Raw genomic sequence first — 15,055 nt, forward strand, 5'->3', positions numbered from 1 at the left:
CGGGCCGCCCGGCGCCTCACACCGCCTGCGCCGGGCCGAGTTGGCGGTCGATGCGGCCGATCAGTTCGGCGCGGCGCAGCCGCAGTTCGGCCGGGGCGCAGGTGAGGGCGATGCGGTGCGCCTCGACCAGCGGGCCGAGTTCCGGGGGCGGCTCGACCACACCGGCGAAGAGCGGCGCCATCAAGGCCGCCGTCGGCGCCTGCACCGGCCCGTCGCCCGGGAGCGCCGGGGTGGGCGGCGTCGGACCGGCCTGGCCGTGCAGCATACGGGCGGTGAGGATGGCCGCCTCCCAGACGCGCATGCTCTCCAACCGCACATGGGAGGCCAGTTCGTCCCGCAGCGCGCACAGGTCGCTCCAGGCCTGCTCGTGCTCGCGCAGGGCCCGGCCGGTCCGCCCCACCAGCCAGGCGTACGTCATCCGGGTGCGCAGCAGACCGCGGCGGGCCTCGGCGGCGCTGTCCGCGTACGGGTTGTGCGCCACGACCTTCATGGCCACCGCGGTGATCGCGAGCACCAGCATCAGCACCGCGACCCAGCCGGGCGCGTACCGGGCGCCCTCGATCGCTCCCTCCTCCACTCCGGTGTCGCGGGCCCGCAGCACCGCCCACACGGTGACGGTGAACAGCACGGCGGCCAGGTAGAGACCGGGCAGGGTGAGCGAGCCGAGCAGCGCGAGCACGGGGCGGCGCTCGCGGAGCGCGTGCAGCCGTTCGCGTATCCGGTGCAGCGGGGCCGCGACGGCGTGCCCGGACAGCATCAGGGCCAGGGCCAGCACGACACCCGGCAGGAAGGAGACCGTCTGCTCGATCAGCGAGACGTCCTCCTCGCTGACGGTGAGGTACTGGAAGACCCGCATGAAGTACCACGCGTCGAACACGGCCATCGCACCGATGACCGGCCAGCGCAGCACCCGGATCCACATCTCGCGGCGGCGCCGGTCGTGGGCCCCGTCCGCCACATGGCGGGCCTCGACCGCCTCGTGGGCCGTCCGGGCCGTCCGGACGGAAGCGGCGGCCTCGAAGCGGGCCAGGGAGTGGAGCGTCTCCTCGGTTCTGGCGTGGGCGTCGATGGTGCGGGCCCGTGCGGCGGCGAGTTGCTCGCGGTTGTGGCCGACGAGTTCGGCGACCTCGCGGGCCGCGCGCAGCAGCATCCGCATCTCACCGTTGTCCAGGTGCTCGGGCTCCCGTTCGGGGCCCTGCTCGGCGCCCTTCACCAGGTGCCGGATGTCGCATCCGCACCCGTGGTGACAGGGGATGCCTCGATGGTTGTGGGACATGGACGAGTCCTTTGCTTCAAGAGCCGGGTTGCGTAGGGGAGTGAGGTGGCGGCCCGGGAGCCGGTCAGCGGCGCACCGTCACGGCGACCTCCACCCGGCGGTTGCAGGCCATGGCCGCGTAGTCCGGTACGCCGTCGCGGTATTCGGGGGTGCAGCTGGGCCGGTCGTCGGAGTAGCCGCGCACCGAGGCGACGGCGATCCTTCGCTGGACGAGCGCGGACCGGACGGCCTTCGCGCGGGCCAGGGAGAGCTGCCGGCCGTGCTGTTCGGTGCCGCGCGAGTCGGTGTGCCCGAAGACGGCGACGGACAGCGGGTGCAGCTCCCTCACCCGGCGTGCGACGTCGTCGAGCGTGCTGCGGGCCGCCGCGGACAGCTCCGCGCTGTCGGTCGCGAACAGGACGGAGCCGGGGAGGGTGAGGGTGGTGACCCGGCCGGCCGGCCGCTCCGAGACAGCGGGGAAGGTCACCTCGGGCTCGGCCCGGCCGGCCTTCTTCCCGGCCCCGGTGTGCTGTCCCGCCGCGTGGGACCGGGCGGTGGCGGCCACCTTGCACCGCGCGGCCCCCGAGGCCTGGCACAGCCGGGTCCACAGCGAGGTGAGCCAGGCGGTCTGCGGCGAGGACGGGGCCTGGCCCCGGGCGGTGCGGCCGATGCCGACCAGGCTCACCTCGGCGCCCTTCAGGTCGGGGAGTTCGCCCGCCGTGCGGCAGCGCCGCACCATGGCCTCGATCTCCGGCACGCCGTCGAATCCGGCGGAGCGCAGGTCGGCGCAGCCGGTGTTCGCCAGTCCGTCGGTCGCCATGACGATCCGGCGACGGCCGCCCGGGGCGAGCTGGTCGGCGGCCGCGGCGAGGGCGCCGAGCACGTCCGTACGATCGGCGCTCGGCTCCGCGGCGGACAGCTGCCGCAGCCGCTTCTCCAGGCAGCCGCGCCGGGCGTCGCGCCGGTCCTCCTTCAGCGTCTCGTTGCCCTTCGCCGGTGTGACGGAGACCCGGTCCACCTGCCAGTCCACGGTGGCCCGGGTGCCGTCGAAGCCGGCGACGGAGAGCAGCCCGCCCTCCAGCTCCGGCAGTGCGAGCCCCGGGGCGGCCAGCAGGGTGGCCGCCCAGTCCGGCACCCGGGCCGTCGACGCGGTGGCCTTGTCGGGCCGGGTGGAGGAGCTGCGGTCCACGAGCACGACGGTCTGCTCGCGGGCGCTGCCCGCGTCGTCGGAGACACCGGTCAGCCAGGTACAGGGCCGTGCCGTGGGCATGTCGAAGGCGCCGCAGCCGCTGCCCGCCAGGACGGCGGTCATGGTCAGGGCCAGGGCGACGAGGCGGCGGGGGGATATGTGCGTCAGGGTCATTACCGGGTTCTCCAAAAGTGAGCGGAATCCGCATTTGTGACTGTTGTCGGGCCACACCAGGGGAGTTACTGGGAGCCTTCGACCACCCGGCGCCAGGAGGCCTCCGTGTCCAGCTCCGTTCCCCCAGCCCCCCGCACCGCCGGAGGTTCCGGCGAGAACGAGGGCGGTGCCGCCGGCCTCCGGTCGGGGCTGGCCGTCTACACCTCGCTCCAGGCGTCGGCCCAGTTCGCCGACACGAAGGTCGGCATCCTCGGGGCCGTCCAGGTGGCGCTGGCGGCCACCGCGATCCCGCAGGGCGGCGTGGTGCGGGAGGCCTGGGGGCGCGGCGGCCCCGGAGCCTGGGTGGCGGTCGCCCTGCTCGTGCTGCATGTGGCCGCGTTCCTGCCGGCCGTGTACTGCGTCGTCCAGGCGCTCCGCCCCCGGCTGGGGCCGCCGCCCGCCCCGAACAGGTTCAGCCTGCCGCTGCTGGCCGCCGCCGACGGCAGCCCCCCGCCACCGGACGAGGACAGCGAGCGGGCGGAGATCTGGCAGCTGATCCCGGTACTGGCCCGGGTGGTGATGGCCAAGCACCGGTACATCGCCCGGGGGGTGGTCTGGACGGGGCTGATGGCTGTGGCCGCCGGGCTCTCCTTCCTCGCCGGTCCGCTGCTGGCCTGAGCCGCCCCGCGGCCGCTCAGGCCCGGGCCGGCCGCGGCAGCGGCTCGGCCGGCCCCTCGCCGGAGCCGTCCTCGCCCGGCAGGGCCAGCCCGAAGACCCGCATCGCATGGCCGAGTTGCTGCTCGTTCTTCGCGACGAACTCGAAGAGATCGCGCGCCTCGTACTCCTTGTGCTGCCGCCCCAGGAGCTTGACGTACCGGTCGAACTGCTCCTGGCGCAGCCGGAACATGCTGCCGACCTCGGTGGCGGCCTTGTCCGGCTGCTCCGCCAGCAGCACCGCCCAGGGCGTGAGCCAGGAACTGGTCTCGTCGTCGTGCCGCACCCCGGCCAGACCGCCGGCCAGGAACTCCCGCCACTGCTCGGCGACCTCGCCCAGCAGCCGCACCTGCAGCGCGGACTTGGCGTAGCGGTGCTCGATCTCCTGCATCTCCAGTGCCGCCCTGCGCTGCTGCTCCAGGACCTCGGGCGCGGGCTTGAGGATCGCCGTGGTGCGGCACCTGACCAGCCCGTTCTCGAAGCACTCGCCCTCGCGCAGGGCGTCGTTGACGGCGCGCTCCGCCTCCTCCACATGGAACGGCGCGTACCGGCCGGCGATGTCCCGGACCCGCTCGTTGAGCAGCTGCGGCATGCGCGCGCGGTAGCCGTCGATGGCGCGCTCCAGCGTGCCCGGGTCCAGCCGTCCCTCGGCGCACCAGTCGCAGCGGATCTCGACCTGGAAGTCGAATCCTCCGCCGCGGGCCGGGGTTTTGAACGACACGGTGGATTCCTGGTGCGCCACCTTCAGCTCCGGGACGTTCACCTCCGCGGACTCGAAGAGCGGGGCGGCGGCCTGCGGTTCGCGCCCGAGGAGGGCGCGCAGCCAGGTGAGCGGGCCGCGACGCGAGGTGCTGGTCATATCGACCACCTTTCGGTGACAAGAGAAGCGATGTGCGCGGCCGCGTCGACACCGACGCCCTGGTGCTCCCACAGCCGCAGGTAGAAGAGGAACCGCTCGCGCAGGCGGTCCGAGGGGTCGCCGGTGTCGGGCGGCAGCTCGGCGACGAACTCCGCCAGCGCGGTGTCCAGCCCCGGCTCGTCCGCGGTCCGCTCCACCCACAGCCGCAGGGTGTCCCAGCCCCGCCGCCAGATGGCGAGGTCGCGGCTGAGCAGCACGTTCCGGGTCAGCCGCAGCAGGTGCCCGCGCGGGACCGGCTCCTTGAGGAAGCCGGTGACCGCCAGCTCGCCGCGGAACCGGCTGAGCTGCTGAAGACACATGGCGGCGTCGTCGCGCAGCCGGTAGTGCGGTGAGAGCGACCAGTCGGCCAGCCGCTCCAGGGTCTGGATCCGCGACCCCGCGGCGTAGATCTCATGGATGGCGGCGCGCACGCTCTTCATCTGCGTCTGCGCGATCTGCTCCAGATTGCCCAGCGCCTCGGCGGGGAACAGCACGCCGATCTGGGTGCCGTACGCCGCCTCGGCGCAGGCCTGGTAGTCGCGCCTGCGGGACCAGTTGCGCAGCAGCCGCCGCACCCGGGGCGCGAGCATGTCGTCGTTCGCCGCCCGTTCCAGTGCCCACGCCGCGGCGAACCGCCGCCGGGCGGCGTGCTCCCCCTTGTCGGTCGCCCAGCGGACGAGCGGCTCCTCCTGGATGTAGGTCCAGTCGAAGGTGGCCAGCAGACCGACGGTCTGGGCCGCCGCGACCCGGATGTCCTCCTCGCCCCGGATCACCAGGCCGTCCAGCCACTCCAGCAACGGCCGGCGGGCCCCGCTGTGGTCGTGCCACAGCACCTCCAGCACGGCCTCGCCGAGACCGCGCTGACGGACCCGCACCCGGCACTCCGGATGCCGGTCCCCGACGGGGTTGCCCTCACGGTCGGTGAACTCCACGTCGGAGTCGTCCAGCCAGTCCTTCAGGCTCTCCTGGAAGAGCGGCATCTCCGGTACGGAGGACGGCGAGCGCACGCCGTGCAGCAGCTCCGCCAGCCGATGGGACTCCCGGCTGACCCGGCTCAACGGCGTCCCGTCGAGCACCACACAGGCCAGCAGGAACGCCCGGGACCACAGGGAGACCGGTGCCCCGCCGTCCCCGGACGGCGCCGGCGGACGCAGCAGCCGCTCCGCCCTGGCGCGCAGCCGGGCGTTCAGCCCCTGGACGATCCGGTCGGTGTCGTGGCCGTCCCGCTCACCCTGCGCCAACTGGCGGGCCAGGCGCGCGATCTCCGCCATGGACGTGCGTCCGCGCAACTCCTCGGCCAGGGCCTCGTGCTCCAGGAGCTTCCGGCAGCCCTCCGGCCGGTCGTCGAGCAGGACCGTCAGATGCCGCGAAAGCACCTCGAACCGCAGGTCCTCCGTGTTCGGGTGCTCGACGACATGGTCGTCGAGCCCGTCGACCGGCACCTGGTCGTCGACGATGATCACCAGCGGGGAGCGCCGGTAGGTCTCCGCGCGCAGGCGGTTGAGGAGCTGCCCGCGCAGCGCGGACGCCCAGGGCCTGCCGTCACCTTCGACGACATGGCCCCGGCCCGGCTGGAGGCCGCCGGGGCGGAGGTCCTTGTTCAGCAGCCGCTTGAGGTCGGCCTCCGGGTCCAGGTACACGACATCGGCGTCCATCACCTCCTGCGCGGTCAGCAGCGCCGTGGTGCAGCGCCCGGAACCGGGCGCCCCGCGCAGCACCGCGACACCGTGGAGCGTCAGCAGCTTGCGCAGCTCGCCGTGCGAGCGGGGCTCCACGTACAGCTCCCGCAGCCGGTCGAGGTCGGCCCCCGGGACCCGTCCGTCGACCGGGACGGCCTGCGGAGCGGTGCCGTGGTAGTGGTTGATCGTCCCGGCGGCGTCCCCGGCGCCGAAGCCGACGACCCCGCCCGACACGAACGGCGCGCGCAGGCCCTGCCGGCGCAGCCGGCGGATGTGGTCGGCCTGCTCGGCGAGCTCCTCCTCGGACCGGTCCTGCGGCCCCCGTCTCTCCTCGTCGTCGAATGCGCCGGACGGATCCGCGAACCCGTCGTCCACCGGCTCCTCCACGGGCTCGTCGGCGGAGCCAGTGGTGTCGTCCACCGCCTGACCCTCCCTCACCGGTAGTACTTCTTCTCGATGGTGTTGGCCGCGTCACCGCTTCCGAAGTGGACGACGCCGCCGTCGATCCGCCCCACGTGGTGGGTGGGCGCGGGCCCGCTTCCACTCGTGGCACCGTCCGGTTCCGGGTCGGCGACCAGCGGCCGCACCTCCTCGGGGCCGTGCTCCGGTACGTGGATCCAGCCGTAGCCGCTGAACTCCTTCTGCCGGATGTGCGCGCTGACGTACCGCTGCGGATCCAGGCCCTGCCCCCGCAGCCGCACGACGTCCTGGTAGAGCCGGTCGGAGACGATGACCACGAGGTCGGTCGAGTCCATGACCTCCAGCACCCGCTTCAGCTGGGGCGCGTTCAGATACCGGGCCACGGCTATCGGGGCGGGGCCGGAGTACCCGAGTGCGGCGGTGCGGGCCACGCCGATGTCGATCGCCAGCCGGAGCCGCATCCGGTCCCCTTCGGCGCGGTTGGCGTTGCGCTCGCCCAGCTGGACGGCCAGGTGCCGGACGAAGTCGCCCAGCACCACCGCCTCCGGGGTGTCCGGAGGCAGTACGGCGAACTCCTGGTCCCCCTGAGGCTGGCGGGACCAGGTCGTACGGTCGAGGCCACTGAGTACGGCCGCCTCCTCCAGCACCTGGACCAGGTCGGCCTGAACGGCTTCCTGGCTCGGAGTGTCGAGGCGGCTGTACTTCTCCACATCGGCCGCCATGCACAGATGGCGGGTGATGATCTCCTGAGCGTGCGGCTGCGGTTGGGACTGGGCGGGGGGCTGCGATGTCATGGGCTCTCGCCACCTGTCTGCCGTAGTTGACCGAGGTCGGGCGTCAACTGTGCGGCCGGAGGCGGGAAACACCGAGTGGGTCGTAGAAATACGGTTTTCGGCCGTAGTGGCGGGCGTTACGGAACGGCCGGGCCCATCCGGGCGACCTCCCGCAGCCGGCTCAGGTCGAGCACGGTGGTGCGCCGGTACCCCGTGGTGATCAGGCCGTCCTTGCGCAGGTCGGCGAGCGCCTTGTGGATCGTGACCTCCGCGGAACCGGTGAGCGCGGCCAGCTCGGGCTGGGTGAGGTCCACGCCGATGACCAGTCCACGCGGCACCGGATGGCCGTAGGAGCCCGCCAGCTCCGCGAGGACCCGGGCGAGCCGGACCTTGACGGGATAGCCGCCGAACTCGATGCGCCGGCGGTTCGCCCAGCGCAGCCGCTGGGCGACGATCCCCGCGATGGTCAGCGCCGCCTCGGGATGGGTACCGAGGAAGAACCGCAGGTCGGACTCGCGGACGATGCTGGCGACCACCTCTCCGCAGGCGGTGACCGTGGCCGACCTCGGCGCGTCGTCCATGGCCGCCATCTCGCCGACGATGTCGCCGCCCACACGGATGGCCAGCAGCGCCTCATGGCCGTTGTCCAAGCGCGCGGTGACCTTCACGAAGCCGGAGCGCAGCAGCACGACATGGTGGGAGCGGTCGCCCTCGCGTATCAGGATCTCCTGCGGCAGATAGCGGCAGCGGGTACCGAGCCGGAGCAGCTCGGAGCGCACGGCTTCCGACATACCGCCGAGGAAACTGCGGACGGGCCACTCCTCCCGACCCTGGGTTTCGAACTGTGTCGTCAAGGGCGTTCCTCTTCTCCTCAGCTGCCGCCGCGATTCGTCCGATCCGTACGAATCATCTGACACAGAAGAGCAGTTGGGAGAGCACCAGGGCAGAGAGTGCGCATGGCCGACTTGATGCGCTGGGCGCACGCTGGGGCGCACAGCGGATCACGAAAGCGCCGGGTGCCGACTCACCCCGGAAGCGGCTTCCGGAGGCCCGGATTCAGCAGGCGAGCAGGCATGTCCTGCACGACACGACACCGCTGGAGAAACACGACACGAAACCGCTGGAAAAAGGGTTGGCGCTGCTCCCGGCCGCTGCTCTACGCTCGGGATGTTCTTGACGGCGGCCCGGGGCTGCCGTCGTTCGGCCGTTGAGGAATCCCGGAGGTGAGTACTGGTGACTGTCATTGCGGTGGGCGCTGCCCGCATTCAGAAGGCCATCACTCTCATCCCCGCGGTCTCCGGCTGACTTCACCTCACTTCACTGTATTTCTTCGTGCGTTGCGCAGTGCGCGTCGCACGTGGTGCGCTGCGCACCTGGCCGGGGCCGCTTCTTCTCGAAGGGTCATCCCGTTGTTCGAGTTCAACCTTTCCGCTGCGCACCCGCTGACCGGCTACGGCTGGGACGAGGGGTTCGCGGAGAGCTTCACCCCCTTCGCCGGGCAGGGGTTCGTGCCCGGCCGGATCGTCCGCGTGGACCGCGGGCGGGTGGACGCCGTCGTGGCCGAGGGGGCCGGTGTGCGTACGGTGCTCGCCGACACCGCGCTGGTGGCGACCAGTGACCCCCTGCGGGTGCCGTGCACCGGCGACTGGGCCGTCATCGACCTGGAGAACGGCCGGGTGGGCGACCATATCGACGGTGTGGTGCGGGCGTTGCTGCCGCGGCGCACGTCGTTCGTGCGGTCGGCCTCGTCCAAGCGTTCCGACGGGCAGGTCCTGGCCGCGAACGTCGATCACGCGGTGATCGCGGTGTCGCTGACCGACGTGCTGGATCTCGGGCGTATCGAACGGTTCGTCTCGCTGGCCTGGGAGAGCGGTGCCGAGCCGCTCGTGGCGCTGACCAAGGCGGATCTGGCCGGGGAGCCGGACGGGCTGGCGCACCTCGTGGCGGACGTCGAGTCGGTGGCGCCCGGTGTGCAGGTGCTGGCGGTCAGTTCGGCGACCGGGGAGGGGCTGGAGGTGCTGTCCGCCGTGCTCTCCGGGGGGACGTCCGTGCTGCTGGGGCGGTCCGGCGCGGGCAAGTCCACGCTGGCCAACGCCCTGGTCGGCGAGGACGTGCAGGTCGTCCAGGCGATCCGCGACCGGGACGGCAAGGGGCGGCACACCACGACCACCCGGGATCTGCATGCGCTGCCCGGCGGCGGGGTGCTGATCGATACGCCCGGCCTGCGCGGCGTCGGGATGTGGGACGCGCAGGGCGGGCTCGCCCGGACCTTCGCGGACGTCGAGGAACTGGCCGAGGAGTGCCGCTTCCAGGACTGCGCCCATCAGGCCGAGCCCGGCTGCGCCGTACAAGAGGCGGTGGAACACGGGGAGCTGCCCGTTCGGCGGCTGGAGAGCTACCGGAAGCTGCTGCGCGAGAACCAGCGCATCGTGGCGAAGACGGACGCCCGGCTGCGCGCCGAGATCCGGCGGGACTGGAAGCAGAAGCAGGCGCTGGGGCGGCACATGGGCGAGCGGAAGCGGGGAGCGCGGAGGTGAGGTGAGCGGCCTCCCGCTGTCGCCTTCGGGGGCCGGCCGGTGTGGGCCGGCCCCCGAACGCCCTGTCCGATTTCCGCCAGTCACGGCGCCGGGCGCGGCGGACACTGGGGGTGTGATGGACGATGAGGCCAGGTACGAAGCGGTGTCCAGTCGGGACGGGCGGTTCGACGGGGAGTTCTTCTTCGCCGTGGTGACGACCGGTATCTACTGCCGGCCCAGTTGCCCGGCGGTCACGCCCAAGCGGGTGAACGTGCGGTTCTTCCCGTCGGCGGCCGCCGCCCAGACGGCGGGGTTCCGGGCCTGCCGCCGGTGCCGGCCGGACGCCGTGCCCGGTTCCGCGGAGTGGAACGTGCGGGCCGATCTGGTGGGCCGGGCCATGCGGTTCATCTGGGACGGCGTGGTCGACCGGGAGGGCGTCGGCGGGCTCGCCCGGCGGCTGGGCTACAGCCCGCGTCAGGTGCAGCGGCAGCTGACGGCCGAGCTCGGCGCCGGACCGGTGGCGCTGGCCCGGGCCCGCCGGGCGTACACCGCGCGGGTGCTGCTGCAGACCACCCGGCTGCCGGTCACCGAGCTGGCGTTCGCGGCCGGCTTCGCCAGCATCCGCCAGTTCAACGACACGATGCGGGAGATCTACGCGGGGACGCCGAGCGAGCTGCGGGCCGCGGTCGGGCGCGGGCGCGGCAGCGGCGGAGCAGGAGCCGGTGCCGGGGCCGGGGCGGAGCCCGGGAGCCTCGCGGCGCTCGGCGGCATTCCGCTGCGGCTCGCCCACCGCGGGCCGTACGCGGCGGCCGAGGTCTTCGACTTCCTGCAGGTACGGGCGGTACCGGGGGTCGAGGAGGTACGCGGCGACCGCGGCTCGCGTACGTACCGCCGCACGCTGCGGCTCGACCACGGCAGTGGGATCGCCGAGGTCGACGAGCCCGCCGGGCCGCGCGGACGGCACCGGCCGCCGGCCGGCCTGGTGTGCCCGGCCGCGCGGGGGACGGACGGCGGATGGCTGGAGTGCCGGCTGCGGCTGACCGACCTGCGGGACCTGCCGACGGCCGTCCAACGCATGCGCCGGCTGTTCGACCTGGACGCCGATCCGTACGCCGTCGCCGAGCGGCTCGGACCGGATCCGCTGCTCGGCCCGCTGGTGACCGCGCGCCCGGGGCTGCGTGCGCCCGGTGCCGCGGACCCCGAGGAGCTGGCGGTACGGATCGTGCTCGGTGGTGCGCCGACGCGCGCCGCCGCTCTGGTGCGGGCGTACGGAAAGCCGCTGGACGCGGCGGACGGCGGCCTCACCCACCTCTTCCCGACGCCCGCGGAGCTGACGGACGGGCAGGTCGCGGAGCCGGTGCGGACCCTGTGCGCGGCGTTCGCCGACGGGGTGGTCGTGCTGGACGCGGGCGCCGACCGGGACGCGGCCGAGCGGACGCTGGCCGCGCTGCCCGGGGTCGGCCCGCGCGCGGCCGCGTACATCAGGATGCGGGCCCTGGGGGACCCGGATGTGGGGACCGGGGCGGCGCGGGAGCGGGTGGGGGCGGGGGCGGCCGCGGCGTGGCGGCCCTGGGGGGCGTACGCCCTGCACCATCTGTGGAGCGCCGGGCTGCTCCCGGTGGGTGAGCTGCCGGGAGGCGGGGCACCGGGGGGCGCGGAGCCGGACGCGGTGCCCGAGCCGGCCGGGTACGCCGCCGTCCGGGCCGGGTGACCCCTCGCCACCGGTCTACGGCGGCCCGCGGCCCTCGGCGCCCGTCCCTCAGCCCACGACCACCGCCCCGGTCCACGCCCCGACCACCAGCAGACAGGCGAACAGCTCGATCAGCACGCTCAGCCCGATGGCGCGCATGGCTCTGCGGGTCGAGGCCCAGGCGTCGCCGTGGCCACCGAGCCGGACCCGTTCCAGCAGGTAGAGGCCGCCGATCGCGCCCAGCGGGCCGCCGATGACCGGGACCACGAAGAAGCCCACGATGCCGGCCGTGCCGGCCAGGAACAGTGTGCGGTACGGCGTGCCCGCGGCCCGCAGATCGCGGGCCGGCAGCAGCCATTTCACCGCCTGGTTGAGGAGCAGGAGGGCGGTGGCGCCGAACAGCACCGCCCAGGCCGCGGTGGTCGTCTCGGTCAGCGCCCACCACAGCACACCGGCCCATACGATCAGCGGCCCCGGGATGCCGGGTACCAGTACGCCGAGCAGTCCGAGCAGCATGACCGCCCCCACCGCGACCAACTGCCAGGCACTCATGCGCCGGCCGCACCCCCCGTGACGGGCCGTACCTCGCGCTCTCTCATGGCCCCAGCCTGCCGGACGCGGCCCCGAAGCGCTTGCCGGGGGTACGCACGCCCGTGCGCGCCCTGTTTCGGCGACCACCGCCCAGGAACAATACGGCCCATGACTCAGCAGGGGGCACGACGCGGCCAGGAGGACGACTGGTGGCGGCAGTTGTACGGGGAGGGCACGGCTGCTGAAGCCCCGGGGCGCGGCGCCGTGGACGATGCGGGTCCGGCCGACGCCTCGGACACCCTCGACGACCGGGTGGAGTCGGCGCTGCGGACGGTCGGGGCACCGGGGTGGACGGTCCCGCCCGCGCGGTCCGAACCACCCGCGCGGTCCGAACCACCCGCGCGGTCCGAACCACCCGCGAGGACGCTCCCGCCGCCGCCCGCACCCGCCGCGCCGATCCCGCTCCGGGCCACCGGCCCGGGACCGCGGCCACCCGCCCCCACGTGGGGCGTGCCGTCGTCGCCCGCCGCCGAGCCGGTCGCGCTGCCCGCCGCCGACCCCGGCGCGCTCGACGAACTGGTGCCCGACACCGTGCTGGACGGCGCCCAGTACGGCTCGCTGACCCTGCGTGCCGCCTCGCAGCGCGGCGCCTCGGCCCGCTACCGCGGTGAGGCACGCCGCGACGCGCTGCTCACCGCCCGCTTCGGCACCGGCCGGCACACCCTGATCCTGGTGGCCGTCGCCACCGGACTGCCGGCCGTCGAGGGCGCCCACCGCGCCGCGCACGACGCCTGCGCCTGGATCGGCGGCGCGGTGGGCCGCAGTTGCACCCGACTGGCCCAGGACATCCGTACGGACCATCGCGGCGCGCTCGTCTCCGGCCTGCAGCGGCTCACCGACCGTACCTACGGCAAACTGCGCGCCCGGGCGCTGGACCGGGGATCCGCGCCGGAGAACTACACGGCGGCCCTGCGGTGCCTGCTGCTGCCCGCCGACCCGGAGTGCCGTACCAGGGTGTTCTTCGGCGCCGGCGCGGGCGGACTGTTCCGGCTGCGCGACGGCGCCTGGCAGGACCTGGAGCCGGCCGCGACCAGCCGGCCGGAGCCCTTCCGCTTCCGTGCGGAGTTCGGCCGTCCGGGGGACACCCTGCTGCTGTGCAGCGCCGGCCTGGCGGAACCCCTCCAGCAGGAGCCCGACTTCGCCGCCCGCCTGGCGGCCCAGTGGTCCGCCCCCGAGCCCCCGGGACTGGTCCCCTTCCTCACCACCACCGCACAACTGCGCGCCAGGGGCCATACGAAGGACCGGACGGCGGTCGGCGTCTGGGAGTCGTAGGGCCGCACGGAGCGGGAAGCAGCGCGCGGCCCGCGAGGAGCGCCGGGCCCTCGACACGCACCCTCCGGAGGCGCGACCGGGCCCCGCGTGGGTTGATGGGAGGGACCCGGGAGCCGAGCCCCGACCCCGCACCCCGCCGAAGGAGCGAGCGCGACATGGCGAAGCAGACCGTGGCCGAGCAGTTCGTGGACATCCTGTCGCGGGCGGGGGTGCGGCGGCTCTACGGGGTCGTCGGCGACAGCCTGAACCCGGTGGTGGACGCCGTCCGCCGGCACTCCGCGATCGACTGGATCCAGGTCCGGCACGAGGAGGTCGCGGCCTTCGCCGCCGGCGCGGAGGCGCAGCTCACCGGCGTGCTCGCGGCCTGCGCCGGCTCCTGCGGCCCGGGCAACCTCCACCTGATCAACGGCCTCTTCGACGCGCACCGCTCCATGGCCCCGGTCCTCGCCCTGGCCTCGCACATCCCCTCCAGCGAGATCGGCACGAGCTTCTTCCAGGAGACCCACCCCGACCGGCTGTTCACCGAGTGCAGCCACTACAGCGAACTGATCTCCAACGCCCGGCAGATGCCGCGGGTGCTGCAGACAGCGATCCAGCACGCCATCGGGCGAAGCGGCGTCGCGGTGGTCTCCCTCCCCGGTGACATCGCCGCCGAGCAGGCCCCCGAGCGCGCCATCGAGCACGCCCTGGTCACCGCGCGCCCCTCGGTACGTCCCGGAGACGCCGAGATCGACAAGCTGGCCCGCATGGTCGACGAGGCGGGCACCGTCACGCTGTTCTGCGGCAGCGGCACGGCGGGTGCGCACTCCGAGGTGATGGAGTTCGCGGAGCGGGTGAAGTCCCCGGTCGGGCACGCGCTGCGCGGCAAGGAGTGGATCCAGTACGACAACCCCTACGACGTCGGCATGAGCGGGCTGCTGGGCTACGGCGCGGCCTACGAGGCCACCCATGGATGCGATCTGCTGATCCTGCTCGGCACGGACTTCCCGTACAACGCGTTCCTGCCCGACGACGTCAAGATCGTCCAGGTCGACGTCCGGCCCGAACACCTGGGCCGCCGCTCCCAGCTCGACCTCGCCGTGTGGGGCGATGTCCGCGAGACGCTGCGCTGTCTGATCCCCAAGGTCCGGCTCAAGACCGACCGCAGGTTCCTGGACCGGATGCTGAACAAGCACGCGGACGCGCTGGAGGGCGTGGTCAAGGCCTACACCCGCAAGGTGGAGAAGCGCACCCCGATCCACCCCGAGTTCGTCGCCGCCGTCCTGGACGAGGAGGCCGCCGACGACGCGGTCTTCACCGTCGACACGGGCATGTGCAACGTCTGGGCGGCCCGCTACCTCACCCCCAACGGGCGCCGCCGGGTGATCGGCTCGTTCAGTCACGGCTCGATGGCCAACGCCCTGCCGCAGGCGATCGGCGCCCAGTTCCTCGACCGCGGGCGGCAGGTCGTCTCGATGTCCGGCGACGGCGGATTCGCCATGCTGATGGGCGACTTCCTCACCCTGGTCCAGTACGACCTGCCGGTGAAGGTCGTACTGTTCAACAACTCGGCGCTGGCCATGGTGGAGTTGGAGATGCTGGTCTCGGGCCTGCCGTCGTACGGCACGACCAACCGCAACCCCGACTTCGCGGCCATCGCCCGTGCGGCCGGCGCGCACGGCGTGCGGGTGGAGAAGCCCAAGCAGCTGCGCGGTGCGCTGCGCGAGGCCTTCGCGCACGAGGGGCCGGCGCTGGTCGACGTCGTCACCGATCCGCACGCGCTGTCCATCCCCCCGAAGATCAGCGCGGAGATGGTGTCCGGCTTCGCGCTGTCGGCCGGGAAGATGGTGCTGGACGGCGGGGTCGGCCGGATGCTGCAGATGGCCCGTTCCAACCTGCGCAACATCCCCCGGATGTAGGGCGTCT

12 protein-coding genes are annotated in these 15,055 nt (G+C 73.5%); 5 read left to right on the plus strand and 7 right to left on the minus strand.

Annotation, left to right across the window (positions count from 1 at the left end):
* Window positions 1-16: 16 nt before the first annotated feature.
* Together ACFWZH_RS28045 and ACFWZH_RS28050 are read right to left on the minus strand one after the other, a co-directional pair.
* A complete protein-coding gene (locus ACFWZH_RS28045; RefSeq protein ID WP_384437006.1) occupies window positions 17-1,276 on the minus strand; it encodes a hypothetical protein in 1,260 nt (419 codons plus the stop codon).
* 64 nt (window positions 1,277-1,340) lie between these two features.
* Window positions 1,341-2,618, minus strand: a complete 1,278-nt coding sequence (locus ACFWZH_RS28050; protein WP_384437008.1) for an OmpA family protein — start codon at window positions 2,616-2,618, stop codon at window positions 1,341-1,343.
* Window positions 2,619-2,723: 105 nt separating this feature from the next.
* Here ACFWZH_RS28050 and ACFWZH_RS28055 point away from each other — a divergent pair, with 105 nt between their 5' ends.
* The gene (locus ACFWZH_RS28055) at window positions 2,724-3,275 is read left to right on the plus strand and encodes a hypothetical protein (RefSeq protein WP_384437011.1); all 552 of its coding nucleotides are present in this window, start codon (window positions 2,724-2,726) and stop codon (window positions 3,273-3,275) included.
* Window positions 3,276-3,291: 16 nt separating this feature from the next.
* Here the strand turns inward: ACFWZH_RS28055 and ACFWZH_RS28060 are convergent, their stop codons facing one another.
* The 4 genes from ACFWZH_RS28060 to ACFWZH_RS28075 all read right to left on the minus strand — a co-directional run bounded on the left by ACFWZH_RS28060 (window position 3,292) and on the right by ACFWZH_RS28075 (window position 7,935).
* Window positions 3,292-4,170, minus strand: a complete 879-nt coding sequence (locus ACFWZH_RS28060; protein WP_384437014.1) for a hypothetical protein — start codon at window positions 4,168-4,170, stop codon at window positions 3,292-3,294.
* Window positions 4,167-6,308 (minus strand): hypothetical protein, encoded by a 2,142-nt coding sequence (locus ACFWZH_RS28065; protein WP_384437017.1) that lies wholly within the window; start codon window positions 6,306-6,308, stop codon window positions 4,167-4,169. Before ACFWZH_RS28065 ends, ACFWZH_RS28060 begins: the two co-directional genes overlap by 4 nt.
* Before the next feature lie 14 nt (window positions 6,309-6,322).
* Entirely contained in the window at window positions 6,323-7,102 is a 780-nt protein-coding gene (locus tag ACFWZH_RS28070) for a hypothetical protein (RefSeq protein ID WP_384437020.1), read from the minus strand.
* A gap of 116 nt (window positions 7,103-7,218) precedes the next feature.
* A complete protein-coding gene (locus ACFWZH_RS28075; RefSeq protein ID WP_384437023.1) occupies window positions 7,219-7,935 on the minus strand; it encodes a Crp/Fnr family transcriptional regulator in 717 nt (238 codons plus the stop codon).
* A gap of 555 nt (window positions 7,936-8,490) precedes the next feature.
* Between ACFWZH_RS28075 and rsgA the strand changes: the two genes are divergently transcribed.
* Together rsgA and ACFWZH_RS28085 are read left to right on the plus strand one after the other, a co-directional pair.
* Window positions 8,491-9,618 (plus strand): ribosome small subunit-dependent GTPase A, encoded by a 1,128-nt coding sequence (rsgA, locus tag ACFWZH_RS28080; RefSeq protein WP_384437026.1) that lies wholly within the window; start codon window positions 8,491-8,493, stop codon window positions 9,616-9,618.
* Window positions 9,619-9,733: 115 nt separating this feature from the next.
* Window positions 9,734-11,308, plus strand: a complete 1,575-nt coding sequence (locus ACFWZH_RS28085; protein WP_384437155.1) for a bifunctional transcriptional activator/DNA repair enzyme AdaA — start codon at window positions 9,734-9,736, stop codon at window positions 11,306-11,308.
* A gap of 48 nt (window positions 11,309-11,356) precedes the next feature.
* Here the strand turns inward: ACFWZH_RS28085 and ACFWZH_RS28090 are convergent, their stop codons facing one another.
* Window positions 11,357-11,839, minus strand: a complete 483-nt coding sequence (locus ACFWZH_RS28090) for a DUF456 domain-containing protein (protein WP_384437029.1) — start codon at window positions 11,837-11,839, stop codon at window positions 11,357-11,359.
* 147 nt (window positions 11,840-11,986) lie between these two features.
* Here ACFWZH_RS28090 and ACFWZH_RS28095 point away from each other — a divergent pair, with 147 nt between their 5' ends.
* Together ACFWZH_RS28095 and ACFWZH_RS28100 are read left to right on the plus strand one after the other, a co-directional pair.
* Window positions 11,987-13,150, plus strand: coding sequence for a protein phosphatase 2C domain-containing protein (locus ACFWZH_RS28095; protein WP_384437032.1), 1,164 nt, complete (start codon window positions 11,987-11,989; stop codon window positions 13,148-13,150).
* A gap of 155 nt (window positions 13,151-13,305) precedes the next feature.
* The gene (locus ACFWZH_RS28100; RefSeq protein WP_384437035.1) at window positions 13,306-15,048 is read left to right on the plus strand and encodes a pyruvate dehydrogenase; all 1,743 of its coding nucleotides are present in this window, start codon (window positions 13,306-13,308) and stop codon (window positions 15,046-15,048) included.
* Window positions 15,049-15,055: the final 7 nt, after the last annotated feature.

It is taken from the genome of Streptomyces sp. NPDC059008, assembly GCF_042749045.1.
Lineage (GTDB): Bacteria > Actinomycetota > Actinomycetes > Streptomycetales > Streptomycetaceae > Streptomyces.